The sequence below is a fragment of the Basilea psittacipulmonis DSM 24701 genome (assembly GCF_000743945.1).
GTDB lineage: Bacteria > Pseudomonadota > Gammaproteobacteria > Burkholderiales > Burkholderiaceae_B > Basilea > Basilea psittacipulmonis.
In genome coordinates, this window is sequence record NZ_CP009238.1 from 404,904 (window position 1) to 419,076 (window position 14,173).

The 14,173-nt window shown below is 39.3% G+C and carries 13 protein-coding genes and 1 other RNA gene; 8 read left to right on the top strand and 6 right to left on the bottom strand.

Annotation, left to right across the window (positions count from 1 at the left end):
• Window positions 1–62 precede the first annotated feature (62 nt).
• On the top strand, window positions 63–620 hold the full coding sequence (locus IX83_RS01790; protein ID WP_077315905.1) for a polyhydroxyalkanoate synthesis repressor PhaR: 558 nt from the start codon (window positions 63–65) through the stop codon (window positions 618–620).
• A 439-nt stretch (window positions 621–1,059) separates the two neighbouring features.
• Here the strand turns inward: IX83_RS01790 and IX83_RS09110 are convergent, their stop codons facing one another.
• Entirely contained in the window at window positions 1,060–1,182 is a 123-nt protein-coding gene (locus IX83_RS09110; RefSeq protein ID WP_269077394.1) for a hypothetical protein, read from the bottom strand.
• A gap of 296 nt (window positions 1,183–1,478) precedes the next feature.
• On the opposite strand from IX83_RS09110, the gene rplS reads away from it, so the two are divergent.
• Window positions 1,479–1,856 carry a 50S ribosomal protein L19 gene (rplS, locus tag IX83_RS01795; RefSeq protein WP_038498508.1) on the top strand — a complete coding sequence of 126 codons (378 nt, stop codon included), beginning with the start codon at window positions 1,479–1,481 and terminating at the stop codon, window positions 1,854–1,856.
• A 177-nt stretch (window positions 1,857–2,033) separates the two neighbouring features.
• Here the strand turns inward: rplS and IX83_RS01800 are convergent, their stop codons facing one another.
• Both IX83_RS01800 and IX83_RS01805 read right to left on the bottom strand, forming a co-directional pair.
• Window positions 2,034–3,599, bottom strand: a complete 1,566-nt coding sequence (locus IX83_RS01800) for an IS1634 family transposase (protein WP_038498512.1) — start codon at window positions 3,597–3,599, stop codon at window positions 2,034–2,036.
• A gap of 377 nt (window positions 3,600–3,976) precedes the next feature.
• Window positions 3,977–4,888, bottom strand: coding sequence for a cation diffusion facilitator family transporter (locus IX83_RS01805; protein WP_038498515.1), 912 nt, complete (start codon window positions 4,886–4,888; stop codon window positions 3,977–3,979).
• Window positions 4,889–5,058: 170 nt separating this feature from the next.
• Here IX83_RS01805 and IX83_RS01810 point away from each other — a divergent pair, with 170 nt between their 5' ends.
• The 3 genes from IX83_RS01810 (at window position 5,059) to IX83_RS01820 (ending at window position 8,827) form a co-directional block, all read left to right on the top strand.
• Window positions 5,059–6,093 (top strand): amino acid ABC transporter substrate-binding protein, encoded by a 1,035-nt coding sequence (locus IX83_RS01810; protein WP_038498518.1) that lies wholly within the window; start codon window positions 5,059–5,061, stop codon window positions 6,091–6,093.
• 378 nt (window positions 6,094–6,471) lie between these two features.
• A complete protein-coding gene (locus tag IX83_RS01815; RefSeq protein WP_392387054.1) occupies window positions 6,472–7,110 on the top strand; it encodes an epoxyqueuosine reductase QueH in 639 nt (212 codons plus the stop codon).
• Window positions 7,111–7,432: 322 nt separating this feature from the next.
• The gene (locus IX83_RS01820; RefSeq protein WP_038498521.1) at window positions 7,433–8,827 is read left to right on the top strand and encodes an MFS transporter; all 1,395 of its coding nucleotides are present in this window, start codon (window positions 7,433–7,435) and stop codon (window positions 8,825–8,827) included.
• A 43-nt stretch (window positions 8,828–8,870) separates the two neighbouring features.
• Here IX83_RS01820 and pcp read toward each other — a convergent pair whose 3' ends face one another.
• The 3 genes from pcp to IX83_RS01835 are packed head-to-tail and all read right to left on the bottom strand — an operon-like array spanning window position 8,871 to window position 11,269.
• A complete protein-coding gene (pcp, locus tag IX83_RS01825) occupies window positions 8,871–9,521 on the bottom strand; it encodes a pyroglutamyl-peptidase I (RefSeq protein WP_038498524.1) in 651 nt (216 codons plus the stop codon).
• 14 nt (window positions 9,522–9,535) lie between these two features.
• Window positions 9,536–10,510 (bottom strand): DUF979 domain-containing protein, encoded by a 975-nt coding sequence (locus IX83_RS01830; RefSeq protein WP_038498527.1) that lies wholly within the window; start codon window positions 10,508–10,510, stop codon window positions 9,536–9,538.
• Window positions 10,511–10,528: 18 nt separating this feature from the next.
• Window positions 10,529–11,269, bottom strand: a complete 741-nt coding sequence (locus tag IX83_RS01835; RefSeq protein WP_038498530.1) for a DUF969 domain-containing protein — start codon at window positions 11,267–11,269, stop codon at window positions 10,529–10,531.
• Window positions 11,270–11,413: 144 nt separating this feature from the next.
• Here IX83_RS01835 and ffs point away from each other — a divergent pair.
• The 3 genes from ffs (at window position 11,414) to IX83_RS01845 (ending at window position 14,154) form a co-directional block, all read left to right on the top strand.
• Window positions 11,414–11,511, top strand: an RNA gene (gene ffs / locus IX83_RS08770) — signal recognition particle sRNA small type.
• A 20-nt stretch (window positions 11,512–11,531) separates the two neighbouring features.
• Entirely contained in the window at window positions 11,532–13,700 is a 2,169-nt protein-coding gene (gene dnaX, locus IX83_RS01840; protein ID WP_038498533.1) for a DNA polymerase III subunit gamma/tau, read from the top strand.
• A gap of 127 nt (window positions 13,701–13,827) precedes the next feature.
• Window positions 13,828–14,154 carry a YbaB/EbfC family nucleoid-associated protein gene (locus tag IX83_RS01845; protein WP_038498535.1) on the top strand — a complete coding sequence of 109 codons (327 nt, stop codon included), beginning with the start codon at window positions 13,828–13,830 and terminating at the stop codon, window positions 14,152–14,154.
• Window positions 14,155–14,173: the final 19 nt, after the last annotated feature.

The following is a 14,173-nucleotide window of genomic DNA, read 5'->3' on the forward strand; positions in this document are numbered from 1 at the left end:
GTTCCTGTATAAGTGTATTAATTTGCTGTGATGTAAAAATCACGGACTCTGGAGTAGTAGTTATGAGTATGCGTGTTAGACACATTAAAAAATATCCTAATCGTCGTTTGTACGATCCTACGGTAAAGGGGTATGTAACTTTAGAAGATATTGGTAATACGATCGTAGGCGGGGAAGAAGTCAAGGTAGTTGACGCAAAAACTGGGGAAGATATTACTAAACACATTTTGTTGCAGATCGTCTTGGAGAAAGAGGCGAAAGCAGAAAATCCTGTGTTTAATTTGGGGGTGTTGAAGGATATTATCAATACATACCATACAAGTTATCATGGCACGTTAAGTATTTATTTGGAAAAATGTTTTGCTGCATTTGCAGAATATCAGCGATACATTGCGGAACAAGGACAGTATTTAAATGGTGAGAAAGAGAATTTTGAGCAGTTTCAAATTGCTTCGATGAATTCCGTGATGATTACTTTTTTAGATCACGCTAAAAATCTTTATATGCAGATGCTTAGAGAAGTGAAGCAACAAGCTGAAACAGAAATTGGGGACGGCACTTATTCTCATCAACAATTAAACGGTAAGCAACGTAATGATACCGCTTTACCGCTAGAATAAATGCTTAGGTAAGTAAGGGATATAGGAGAAAGTAGAGGAAATCTACTTGAGGAGAGTAAAAAGTCCGTATCACTATTCATTTATTGCAGATGTGTAGAGAAATGAACGGACACGATCAGAAAGTTGATTCTGGCTTAGGGTCGTAAGACAACTAATCGCTTCATGTTAGTGAGTAATTACCGTAGAGTAACAAAAAGAACACTAACATGAGGCGTTTCTTTTGGTGTTGTTTAAAAGAGATAATTGCTCAAAGGCGAAAAACGTTACTGAAGCGTTAAACAACATCGATCATCACGGTGTGGACGGTGTTATCAAACAAATAAGATTGCCAGTGATGATGATCGAATCGTTTTACTGAAGCGTTAAACAACGTCGATCATCACGGTATGGACGGTGTTATCAAAGAGATAAGATTGTCAGTGATGATGATCGAATCGTTTTACTGATGGGTTAAACAGCTCAATACAATCAAGCAAACAGGTAAAGACGCAAATAATGACAATACAGCCAAAAAGTCGCTAAGGTCAAAGTTCTTAAACATTTCACGGATCTCAGACATCATATACCTCATTTATAAACAGTAAAAAATGTGTTTTTGTATATTTAATACTGTACATTAAAACAGCTGTATAAATCAATAGTATTTTGTACTGTACAAAAAAATAGTGTCTTTTTTGATACAGTTAAAAATAAACAAAGCGACAGGGGTCATAAAATTTTCTTGATTTTTAAGGGTTTTTTGTTTAAAATTTAGCGTTTTATCCTCTGGCAGCTTTCTAGGAAGTTCCTAGGTGCTTTTATATCGGGTTATAAAAGTGACTATTGTTATCGGCTGCGAATGATAAAGGAGTATATAAAATGAATTTAATTGCTCAACTTGAAAAAGAAGAGATCGAACGTTTAACAGGTGGTAAGCCTGTAGTGGACTTTGCTCCAGGTGATACAGTTGTTGTAAACGTAAACGTAGTAGAGGGTAACCGCAAACGTGCTCAGGCTTATGAGGGTGTGGTTATTGCGAAGCGTAATCGTGGTTTAAACTCTTCTTTCATCGTTCGTAAAATTTCATCAGGCGAAGCGGTAGAACGTACATTCCAATTGTACTCACCTACTATTGCTTCTATTGAAGTAAAACGTCGTGGTGATGTACGTCGTGCTAAGTTGTACTACTTACGCAATCGTTCTGGTAAGTCTGCACGTATTAAAGAAAAATTGGTACGTAAAACGACAGCAGAATAAAGAAAATGGCATGGTATTTACCATGCCATATTTATATATCCTTTCTTATTTCTTCATCGAACCCCAGAATCTCTCTTTTTTTCTCTCCTTAAACCTCACATCTCCGCATTTATCTTAAATTCCCGCTTTTTTATACCTCACAACAATCCCACCAACTAAAGTTGGTGGGATTGCTTTTTATAAAGTAATATTTAACGCTGTTAAAATATTTTTCTGCATTTTGGTTAGTGGAGCGGTGGTCGATCTCAGTTTTCCTTTATAGGTGTTAATCTTTTTCAGCTCCTTAATACTTCTTTTCAATCCTATATTTTTAGTTAATTCATGACTCGATAAGCAATGAATCATGTGCATTCTAAGGATTAATGCAATAAACCCTATAAATAACTTACCTTCCACTCTATCGCCTGAGTGAACACGTAATCGACTAAAGTCTAGACCATTTTTTAAATTATCAAACGCTTTTTCGATAAGCCCCTTTTTTCGATACACGTGTAATGCCGTTTCCGCATCCAATGATGGATGATTGGTAATGAGAACAATAAATCCTAATCGACTTATCGCTAGATCAATGGCTTCATTATTGGGCTCATACGCCAGATCGAGGTCTTTAGACTGTGTGACGTTAAATAATGCCGTCAACCCTGGTCTAACGAGTTTCTTGGTTTTTTGTAGTAGCTTTAATTCCTGTTCCTTTCTATCTAGGTCGTTATAAAAACTAACCAGTTGCTGATTGAATAAATCCTGATCCTTAATCACATGAGCTTTTAACTTTAACCCTTGAAGCGTGATATCAAGCGTTTTCGCTCTTTTTTGTGGGTTACTGAGTCTATCGACGTGCTTAAAACCTATGGCGTTACACTTATCGATTAAATCATCATACGTTTTTAAATTCGACGGTAAAAGTGTCAGAAACTCAATGCCTCTACGTTCAAGATCTTTAAATGTCTCGCTTCGATGAAACCCTTGATCCATCACCAAACTGATTTTTTTATCAATAGTATCCTGCATCATTTCAATCGCATAAGGCAGGTAGGTTTTATCATTCAGACTGCCTGAATACCAATCATACAGTAATGGTAAATGAACATTACGATCTAATAAAACAGAGAGATTAATCTGCCTTAACAGCTCCTTATCTCGGTTATACCCCAGTTCTAGCTCATCAATATTCTCACTGTAAGATGAAATGCTGGTCACATCATAAGCGTAAAACGCTGAATTAAAGCATTTAGAGTTTGACCACTTGTTTTTAAACTCCTCAATGTCGACAGGCATAATACCTTCAAAAAATTCACTTAACCTTTGTGAATTTTTTTGAAATCTCTCAGGTATTCTATGGTCTTGTGCCCAGTCCTTAAACCCCTCCATAACATTGCCTTCAGGCACCATATAACCAGCCAGATGACTAATTAATTCGCCCTCGTCTCCAAATATATTTAAAAGAATATCGCTAATCCCAAGTTGACGAAAAATGTTCATATAACAACTCACATATCCCGTCGAATACTCGTTAGATAGTTTGTGTGTCTTAGGCATTGGCTTATCAAAAATAACAAAATAATTTTTATTGGGAATGAGAAACCCTGTTTCCTCATCTAACTTCCCAATCAACGTGTCATTCGTTCTTTTAACTTTTTTATTCTCATCTCGATAACACTTTCCTCGTTTATAGAGGTATATGCCACTTTTCGTTTTTTGCTTTCTTAAACCAACATCAGGTAATGGGTACAGTTGCTTAATCATCTTTATTCTGTATGGTAGATATTGAAGTTACAATTTATTATATATTGTACCATACTAAATAAAATAAATAAAAGATTTTTTGTTAATATTCATAACAAAAAATCTTTTTGATACTGAAGTATGGTATAGAATTACGGGAATTTAAGATTTATCTTAATGATGTTTGAATACACAGTCTGTATGCGTTTCCCAATCGATTGCAACGCTGGTGTGAACGATATGAACTCTTATTTCTCCACCTCAACCTCACATCTCCGCCTTTATCTTAATGATATTTGAATACACAGTCTGTATGCGTTTCCCAATCGATCGCAACGCTGGTGTGAACGATATGAACTCTTATTTTTCCCCCTCAACCTCACATCTGCGCATTTATCTTAATGATGTTTGAATACACAGTCTGTATGCGTTTCCCAATCGATTGCAACGCTGGTGTGAACGATATGGAATTCATGTTCGAGATAGGCTTCTATTTGATGGCATAATTCAGGTAAATGTTCGTACGCTTTGGGTTTTACATGGATAACGGCGATGTTTTTTCCTGATGTAATACTCCAGATATGAATATGGGAGATGTGCTGAAGATTATCAATTTTTTCTAAAAGTTGGGCTTTGACTTCGTCGATATTAAGGTCTTGAGGACTAGCTTCTAACAAGATATGTAAGGTGCTTTTTAATAAGCTATAAGCACTTTTTAGAATCAAAAGTGCCACAAAAATGGACAAAATTGGATCGATGTAGGTCCATCCCGTAAATTGAATAACGATGGCCGCGATCACCGCCGCCACTGAACCTAAAAGATCGCCAATAACGTGTAAAATCGCCCCTTTGATATTGATCTGATCGGTATCTCGTTTGTGCAAGAACCATAATACAAAGATGTTAACCATCATACCCGTGACAGCAATAATCATCATGGTGTGAGTCATGATGTCTTTGGGTGCATAAAAACGCAAAATGGCCTCATAAATAATCCAAATCACGATACCAATTAATGTCAAGGCATTGAGTAAGGCACTAATTACTTCGATTCGCATATACCCAAAGCTATGAGAGGAATTGGCGGGTTGGTTGGCTATTTTGATAGCAAAATAAGCGATTCCCAAGGCAAGTGCATCGGTTAACATATGACCTGCATCGGCTAATAAGGCCAATGAACCAGCGATCATACCGCCTAAAAACTCTACCACCATAAATCCTAAAATAATAAAAAAGGCGATTAAAAGATGCTTGGCATCGCTGTTATGGTGGTGTGAATGATGGTGATGTTCGTGATGATTGTGTTGCATAGGAATGATTAAAAAATAAGCACTATTAAGATTTTAATATAAAGTATAAAGTGCTGCCAAACTGAGCATGAAAAAAAGATAAAAAACTGTTCAATGGATGAATTTATCATTGCAATTTTTGCTTCATGGTGCTATGTTAGGTAAATGTTTCTTGAATCTTAGGAGATATGATGAAAAAGTTTGGATTGATGGCACTGGGAGCGATGTTCACGGTGGTATCTGGATTGGGAGCAACCGCTCAGGCAGGTACATTAGATAATGTTAAGAAACGTGGCGAAGTGGTGTGTGGCACAACGACTGGATTTGCTGGGTTTTCTGGACCTAATTCCAAAGGTGAATGGACAGGTTTAGATATTGATTTATGTAAAGCTATTGCCGCGGCAACATTAGGTGATGCGAATAAATTTAAAGTGGTACCATTGAATTCGCAACAACGTTTCACAGCCTTACAATCAGGTGAAGTTGACGTGTTGACACGTAACACCACGGTGACCCAACAACGTGACACAGGCTTAGGTATTATGTCTGCGGGCATTAATTTCTATGATGGTCAAGGCTTTTTGATTGAAAAGAAATTCAAAGAAGAAAACGATATTCATAGTGCTAAAGACCTAAGTGGTGCAAAAGTTTGTATGCAAAACGGAACGTCTGATGAAAGCAATATGTCGGACTGGGCTAGGGCGAATAACGTGAAATATACGCCTGTTGTATTTGATCAGTTTAGCGATGTTGTTGCAGCATTTGCAAACGGACGATGTGACGTGTTTACAACGGATGCCTCAGGATTAGCGTCTATTCGAGTTTCTCGTATGGCCGATCCATCGATGTATGAGTTGTTGCCTGAAGTGATTTCAAAAGGCCCTTTAGGCCCCTTCGTTCGTCAAGGTGATGATGAGTGGTATAACGTAGTGAAATGGACGTTACAAGCGATGATTAACGCTGAAGAATTGGGATTGACCAGTGAAAATGTGGACACTCAGTTAAATAGTGCTAATCCTGCTATTAAACGTTTTCTTGGCGTAACACCTGGATTGGGTAAGAACCTTAACCTAGACGAAAAATGGGCTTATCACATCATTAAACAAGTAGGAAATTATGGTGAAAGTTTTGACCGTAATGTCGGCAAGAATAGTCCGCTAGGGTTAGAACGTGGACAGAATGCCTTGTATAACAAAGGTGGTTTGATGTACGGATTGCCATTCTAAGCATTCTTTTTTCGACTTCATCACGCTCCCGTTATCTGTATAAACAGAGCGGGAGTTTTTTTCTAACGCAAACCCATAAAAGAAGCGATGATGGGGATGTGGTATGAAAAAAGGCTGTTTTAAAAAAACAAATATTCTGAATAAAATCATGATAGGGTGAAGTTGAAAAAACCGTTATACAGTGGTGAAAGCAGGGGTGTTTTGATCTTAAAAGTGAACGTGTGACAGAACTGCGTTAAAATAAGCCCTTAAATTTTTGAACAAATCTTTATCAATATTGGTTGAAAGTATATGTCTGAACGAAAAGCTGGAGAAGATCAGGTTATTCATACGGTCGTTAGAACACAAGCAAATCCTGACGCAAAGCCTGATGTGACGATGATTAATCGTGAAAAATTAGTATTACCTGAGGGACATAAAAAATTATTATTGCATTCTTGTTGTGCCCCTTGTTCGGGTGAGGTGATGGAAGCGTTATTGGCTTCTGGCATCGACTATACGATTTATTTTTACAATCCCAATATTCATCCAGTGAAAGAATATGAAATTCGTAAAGAAGAGAATGTTCGTTTTGCCCAAAAGCATGGTATCGAGTTTATCGATGCGGATTATGATGTAGATAATTGGATGGAACGCGTTAAAGGTTTGGAAAATGAACCTGAAAGAGGGGAACGTTGTACGGTATGCTTTGATATGCGTTTTGAACGGGCGGCTTTGTATGCACATGAACACGGCTTTGATACTTTGACGAGTTCTTTGGGCATTAGTCGTTGGAAAGATATGAATCAAATCAATGGTTGCGGTCATCGAGCCGCTGCACGTTATCCAGGCTTGGTTTACTGGGATTATAACTGGCGCAAAAAAGGTGGATCGGCCAGAATGATTGAGATTAGTAAACGAGAACATTTTTATCAACAAGAATATTGTGGCTGTGTTTACTCATTAAGAGACACCAATCGTCATCGCCGTTCGCAAGGTCGTGAACGTATTCAAATTGGCGTGAAATTTTATGAATAACGCCGTGAATTGATGTGATTAACCACTCACGCTTATCGACCAAATCCATTACATTACATCGATGGCGTGAGTTTAGCCTCCTTATTCTGGGAGGTTTTTAAACGGTCAAATCCATTACATAACATCGATGGCGTGAGTGTGTTCAAAAAATAAATAGTAACGTTAAGCTATCGAATTAATTTAATCTCTTGTTTTATCGTCTTTTATTGAAAACTAGTTGAATAAGCAATAAATGTCTATGCTATAATAAAAAGCATACTTTCCCCTATATACCCTGCCTCGTTCGAGAGAAACAGGGTTATTTTTTTTGGATAATCTCATTATGACTTCAAGACATCGTTTTGGTATTTTGTTGATTTGTTGTACGGCCTTATTTATGTCAGGTATTGATACATTGGCCGTTAATTTAGCCTTACCTAGTATTCAAACTGAATTAAACGCAAATGTATCCCATCTGCAGTGGGTAGTGGATGCCTACACGTTGACATTGGCTAGTTTGCTGATTTTTTCTGGTTCAATGGCCGACCGTTTGGGTAGAAAATCTGTTTTTTTGGTAGGTTTGATTTTGTTTGGTGTGGGATCATTGTGGTGTTCTTTGGCTCAAAGCATTGAGGGATTGATTATGGCAAGGATTCTTCAAGCGGTAGGCGGTAGTGCCTTAAATCCAGTAGCCATGGCCATTATTTCTAATATTTACACAGATGCTAAAGAACGTGCAAAAGCAATTGGTGTATGGGGAGCGACGATTGGTCTATCTTTTGTGGTGGGGCCAATAGTAGGTGGTTTTCTCGTGCGTTTTTGGGGATGGGAGAGTATCTTCTGGATCAATATTCCTATTGTGCTGTTGGCTATTTTATTAACGATTATTTTTGTGCCTGATTCTAAATCGGATAAAGTGGGGCGTTTTGATTTCTGGGGACAAATGCTCGTCATGATATTTATGGTGAGCTTAATTGCTAGCATTATTGAAGTGACTTCATTAGGATTTGATAGTGTTTGGATTGTAGTAGGGTTTGCTGTCGCGACATTAAGTTTCTTAACCTTATTAGTCGTGGAATTAAAAGTGAGTGATCCTTTGCTCGATCTACGTTTTTTCAAAAGCATACCTTTTTCTAATGCCATGTTGACGGCCGTGGTCGCTTTTGCTTGTATGTCAGGTTTTGGATTTTTAATTACTTTGTATTTGCAAAAAGTTAGAGATTTAAGTCCTCTTCATGCGGCCATGTTGATGATCCCTCAAGCTGTTATGATGTTTGTGGTACCTATCTTTTCGGGCAGAATGGTGGCCAATACAGGACCTAGAAAACCTTTGTTAATATCAGGATTGTTTATGGCGATGGGGTATGCCATGCTTGCTCATATCAGTATGAGTACCCCATTATGGTGGATTGTATTGGCCTTTACATGCTTGGGCGTGGGCAGTGGAGCGGTCAATGCACCGATTACAAATAGTGCTGTCTCTGGTATGCCTCGTTCAAAATCAGGAACAGCAGGGGCTATGGCAGGTGTATCAAGGATGTTTGGTAGTGCTTTAGGCGTTGCTTTGTTTGGTACCTTAACGGAACATGCTGTCGATCCTGCTCATTTTCAAACAGAGTTTCCTCAGGCGATGCACATCAGTTTATATATCATGTTCTTTATCGCCGTGTTTATTGGTGTTTTTGGTTGGATAAGTACCAGTAAGTGGGCTAGCAAAACTGGAGTGGAATATAAATAAAACACTCTCCTTTTGGGTGATCAAAAAGAGAGTGTGTGATGTATTAATGGCTGGAACCCATTGCTCCCAATGTATCCTGATCCACAGTGATGGTCGTATGTAGAATGACATTCATGGCATCTAGAAGTGTGGCTAAAGATAGGCTGGACACAGGTTGTGCTTGGTGAGAAACTTGCTCATGTAGGCAAGGAATATGGATAAATCCTGCTTTTTGAATCTGATAACGATCCACCATATTCATGAGTCCATAAAAGATATGGTTGCATACAAAAGTGCCAGCTGTATAAGATAAAGAGGCGGGAATATTCGCTTGTCGAAGTGCCTGCACGATGGATCGCACAGGCAAACGACTAAAGTAAGCATTGGGGGCATTAGGAATGACAGGCGTACCTATCGCCTGAACGCCCTCATTATCAGGAATACGTGCATCGTTTATATTAATAGCCACCATTTCTGGCGTAATCCCGACTCTTCCAGCCGCTTGCCCAAGACAAATTACGATCTCGGGTTTTAGCGTCTGGATATGGGCTTCTAAGGCTTGGATGCTTTTGTCAAACACACAAGGCAGAATCCGCGTTTGGATGTCATACGCTTGTATTTGCTTTTGTTCGAGATGACGAATGATTTCCTCAGAGGCATTAATGGGGTCGCCTCCAAATTTTTCAAATGCTGTAATCAAAATTGTTTTGGACATAGCATTCTCCATTTTTAGAACGTAAAGGCAAGGAAATACATAAGGAAGATATTAACAATCAGCAAGGGTATGGCCGTTCCGATTTGCATACGAATGACTGAAAATTCACTCGGTAAGTTTAATAATGTAACGGGAACAATATTAAAGTTCGCACCCATTGGCGTGCAAAGCGTGCCACAATAACCACTAAACATGCCGATTGCACAAATGATAGCGGGGTTTGCATTTAAATCACCAATCAAAATAGGAATCCCCACACCTGCCATCATCACTGGAAAAGCGGCAAATGCATTACCCATAATAATGGTAAATAATGCCATTCCTAAACAAAAGATAGCCGAAGCGATGAACGGATGTCCCATATCAATAAAGTTCGTGATAAGGTGAGAGACGGCGTGTCCAACACCTGCATCGCTGAATACACCACCTAATACCGCTAAAAGCTGAGGCAAAATAATCACCCAACCAATAGAATCTAGAATGCGTCTGGATTCATGGATGTATTGGGTGGGTTTTTCTTTTGTAAGAAAATAGGCCACTATCGCTGCGATAATACATGCCAAAGCCAATGATATTAAGGTCGGTGCACTACTAGGTTTACTTTGCATCAGAGGAATACCTGACAAAGTTAAGTGCGAAAAACCGAGTGCCAAAATCAGTGTCACAAAAGGAATGAGTAAAGCAGGAATAAAAATTTTATTAGCAATCGTTTGTGATTTAGCTTCACGTTCTTGTTCGCTTAATTCGTGGTATTTGCCAACGCCCATCAGTTTGCAACCTGCCAAAACGATCATGAAGATCACGATCAATCCAGCATATAAAGAAGGAATGACATCGCCAAAAACATACAACACGGCTAATAATAACCAGAACAAGCCATTCCCCCATTTTTTTGGGTGATGTTTATCTAAAAAGCTAAATAGTGCAATCAGGGCAAGAATGATGCCAGTTAGAATATAAAAATGATCTAATGTTAAAAGTGCATTCATGATGAAGTTCCTTTTTGATTATTTTTGGAGGTTAGCGGATTGAGTGGTTTTCTGACACTCTTTTGCAATCCATTTGTCCATCATGAGACAACGTGTGCCATGGATCAAAAAGGCGGCAATCGCAGTAGGAATACCCCAAAAAGCAATATGCAACGGTAATACGTGAATATTGGCATTTTCAAGAATTGTTTGCATCAGAATAATGGCACCAAAGGCCACAAAAATATCTTCACCAAAAAATAAGCCCACATTATCGGTGGCTGCACTCATAGCACGAATGCGATCACTAACATATTTGGGTGGGGTGCCGTGATGGTTGGTGGTGGCTCCCTCAGCCATGGGGGCAATGATAGGACGCACCATTTGGGGATGTCCGCCTAGCCCCGTTAAACCTAGTGCGGCTGACAGTTCACGTACAGCTAGGTACAATAATAATAGTCGGCCAGTGGTAAAAGACTTTAGCTTGGAAATAAGGTGTTTGGCTCGTTCTTTGAGTCCATTTCTTTCTAAAATTCCAATCACCACAATTGGTAAGACGACAATCATGGTTAAGTTTCTGTTTTTGACAAAATCACTTCCAATTTTGCTGATAGTCGTGCTGAGAATATCCAAAATATGAGCATCTGGAAGATTAATTTTTGCTAATAAGGAGGTTAATAATGCGGCACTGACAACGACCACTGCTGCATTAAATCTTAGGATAAAACCGACGATAATAATGAGGATGCCGATTAATGGAAGATAGTTAATATCAGGCATAAAAATTCCTTGTATATAAAGAGATGATAATTACTATACGCCCCTTACCTAATGAACGCAATAAAACTAGGGTAAGTACTAATGAACTCATTTAATATTTTGTATCTTTCTGCCACCAAGTCAGAATATTTGATACAATAGAAAAGTGGGCCCCTTTGCATGGGTCGGCGGTAAACCTGGTCAGGTCGGGAACGAAGCAGCCATAGCCGTGCAGACTTAGTGACGAAGTAAGGCTCACTTTTTCATATATGCGGTAGGTGATATGACATATTTAGCATTAGCTCGAAAGTGGAGACCAAAAGATTTCTCTAGTTTGGTGGGACAAGAACATGTGGTGCGTGCGTTAACGAACTCTTTAGAGACAGGAAGATTGCACCATGCATGGCTATTTACTGGAACTCGAGGAGTAGGTAAAACAACATTATCCCGCATTTTGGCTAAATCGTTAAATTGCATAAAAGGGGTGACCGCTTCGCCATGTGGGGTGTGTGAAATATGTAAAGAGATCGATGAGGGACGTTTTATCGATTATTTGGAGTTCGATGCAGCGTCTAATCGAGGTGTTTCAGAAGTTGAAGAGATTCTGGAACAAGCACTTTACGCCCCGACCCAAGGCCGATACAAGGTATTGATGATCGACGAGGTTCATATGTTAACGAACCACGCATTTAATGCCATGTTAAAGACATTGGAAGAGCCACCTGAACATGTCAAGTTTATCTTAGCGACTACCGATCCTCAAAAAATCCCTGTTACGGTGTTATCACGTTGTCTCCAATTTAACTTGAAACAAATGCCTGTTGAGGCAATCGTACCGTATTTGCAAAATGTGTTAACCCAAGAGGGGATAACATTTGAATTACCTGCCTTGAGATTACTCGGCAAAGCAGCCGCTGGATCTATGCGTGATGCCTTGTCTTTAACTGATCAAGCGATTGCTTATAGCTCGGGAAATATTACCCAACAATCGATCCAAGAGATGTTTGGATCAATTGATCAAACTTACTTAGCCCAATTTATCAAAGGATTATTAGAACAAGATGCACATCTTTTGATTCAAACAGCCAAAGACCTGTTATTAAGAGGCTTTTCATATGCGAATACGCTAGAAGATTTGGCTGAGTTGTTTTCGCTGATTGCTGTGGAACAACGACTACCAGGTTCCACGTCGGAATCTGAACCTTTGCGTGAGGCGATTATTGAGTTTGCAAAAGTATTCCCTGCAGATGCTTTGCAGTTATGTTATAGCGTGGCACTTCATGGACGTTCAGAGTTAACGATTTCTCCCGATGAGTACGCTGGTTTTGTCATGACCATTTTAAGAATGTTGTCATTGATGGAAAGTGCGAATATCGAAAAAAAAAACATTGATATCCCCAGCCACTCTCTAACGACAAAGGAAAAAGTAGTTTCTGAGCAAGTCGTCACTGCTTCTCCAGCCACTGAACCATCTATGACTTCGCCTGTAACACAGGATGTGCCAGTGACACAGAATGCAGTGTCTAAAGCGACACCATCTGCCTCTCCAGCCACTAAACCATCTGTGACTTCGCCTGTAACACAGGATGTGCCAGTAACACAGAATGCAGCGTCTAAACCGACACCATCTGCCTCTCCCGTCACTGAACCATCTGCGACTTCGGTTGTGACACAGGATGTGCCAGTGACACAGAATGCAGCGTCTAAACCGACACCATCTGCTTCTCCAGCCACTGAACCATCTGCGACTTCGGTTGTGACACAGGATGTGCCAGTGACACAGAATGCAGCGTCTAAACCGACACCATCTGCTTCTCCAGCCACTGAACCATCTGCGACTTCGCCGGTAACACAGGATGTGCCAGTGACTCAAGTGTTGTCGTCAACAGAAGATAATGCGGTATCCTCAGATTCAGAGGGTTTGAATGATGTTTTCATGTCGGCTCCAACTGAAATGCTGGATCAATGGGCTGATTCAGGAGATGCGTTTCAAGATTATCCCGCACAATGGGATAATGAAAGTGCTTATGATGTGGAACAGTCAAATGCTCATGTTCAAGAACAGCTTATTCATATGACCCCTGATTCTTGGGTAAGTATCACACAGTCCTTGCCTAGAAATAGTTTTATATCTGAATTGTTAAGACATTCCGAGTGGGAAAAGTATCAAGACAAAACGATATATATCAAAGCAAATTGGGAAAGCAATCAAGTAAAAGATACACAACAAAAATTATCTACGTTACTGACAGAATATTTTCAAACGCCTTTGAATGTGGTGTTGATACATGCTGAGGTTGAACATACCGCTCATACAAAAAACGTCGCGGCTAGAAAAGCCAAGCAGGAAAAAGCGGTAGAGTGGGCAAAACGTTCACCGATTGTTCGAGAATTAATCGAACAGTTTAATGGAGAGTTAATTGAATCCAGTATTCAAGTAGTAGGTGAATGATGTTTTTTAACGCAGCGATGACCCAAGTCTCATGGTTTGCAAGTCTAAAACGTTCATCAATCTATTCGCTGTGTTTTATGAGACTAATGTTGATAAAATAAACCATATTTTTTTAAGGATAAAAATTATGTTGAAAAATCAAATTGCTGGCTTAATGAAAAAAGCTCAACAAATGCAAGAAGATATGAAAAAAGCACAAGAATCTTTAGCCGAGATTTTGGTGGAAGGACAATCTGGCGGTGGTTTAGTTAAAGTGACGATGACATGTCGCCATGATGTCAAACGTGTAGAGATCGATCCTAGTTTACTTGCAGATGATAAAGATATGTTAGAAGACTTGGTGGCAGCGGCGGTTAATGATGCTGTTAAAAAGGCAGAAAAAACATCGGAAGAAAAGATGGCATCTGTAACCTCTGGCTTTCCTATGCCTCCTGGAATGAAATTTCCTTTCTAATTTTTAAGATAATTGGCAT

Bases quoted from the DNA above. Each gene is read 5' to 3' on its own strand.
- IX83_RS01800 (WP_038498512.1), bottom strand. From the start codon at position 3,599: ATGATTAAGCAACTGTACCCATTACCTGATGTTGGTTTAAGAAAGCAA.
- dnaX (WP_038498533.1), top strand. From the start codon at position 11,532: ATGACATATTTAGCATTAGCTCGAAAGTGGAGACCAAAAGATTTCTCT.
- IX83_RS01830 (WP_038498527.1), bottom strand. From the start codon at position 10,510: ATGAATGCACTTTTAACATTAGATCATTTTTATATTCTAACTGGCATC.
- IX83_RS09110 (WP_269077394.1), bottom strand. From the start codon at position 1,182: ATGATGTCTGAGATCCGTGAAATGTTTAAGAACTTTGACCTTAGCGAC.
- IX83_RS01820 (WP_038498521.1), top strand. From the start codon at position 7,433: ATGACTTCAAGACATCGTTTTGGTATTTTGTTGATTTGTTGTACGGCC.
- IX83_RS01815 (WP_392387054.1), top strand. From the start codon at position 6,472: ATGATTAATCGTGAAAAATTAGTATTACCTGAGGGACATAAAAAATTA.
- IX83_RS01805 (WP_038498515.1), bottom strand. From the start codon at position 4,888: ATGCAACACAATCATCACGAACATCACCATCATTCACACCACCATAAC.
- rplS (WP_038498508.1), top strand. From the start codon at position 1,479: ATGAATTTAATTGCTCAACTTGAAAAAGAAGAGATCGAACGTTTAACA.
- IX83_RS01835 (WP_038498530.1), bottom strand. From the start codon at position 11,269: ATGCCTGATATTAACTATCTTCCATTAATCGGCATCCTCATTATTATC.
- pcp (WP_038498524.1), bottom strand. From the start codon at position 9,521: ATGTCCAAAACAATTTTGATTACAGCATTTGAAAAATTTGGAGGCGAC.
- IX83_RS01790 (WP_077315905.1), top strand. From the start codon at position 63: ATGAGTATGCGTGTTAGACACATTAAAAAATATCCTAATCGTCGTTTG.
- IX83_RS01810 (WP_038498518.1), top strand. From the start codon at position 5,059: ATGAAAAAGTTTGGATTGATGGCACTGGGAGCGATGTTCACGGTGGTA.
- IX83_RS01845 (WP_038498535.1), top strand. From the start codon at position 13,828: ATGTTGAAAAATCAAATTGCTGGCTTAATGAAAAAAGCTCAACAAATG.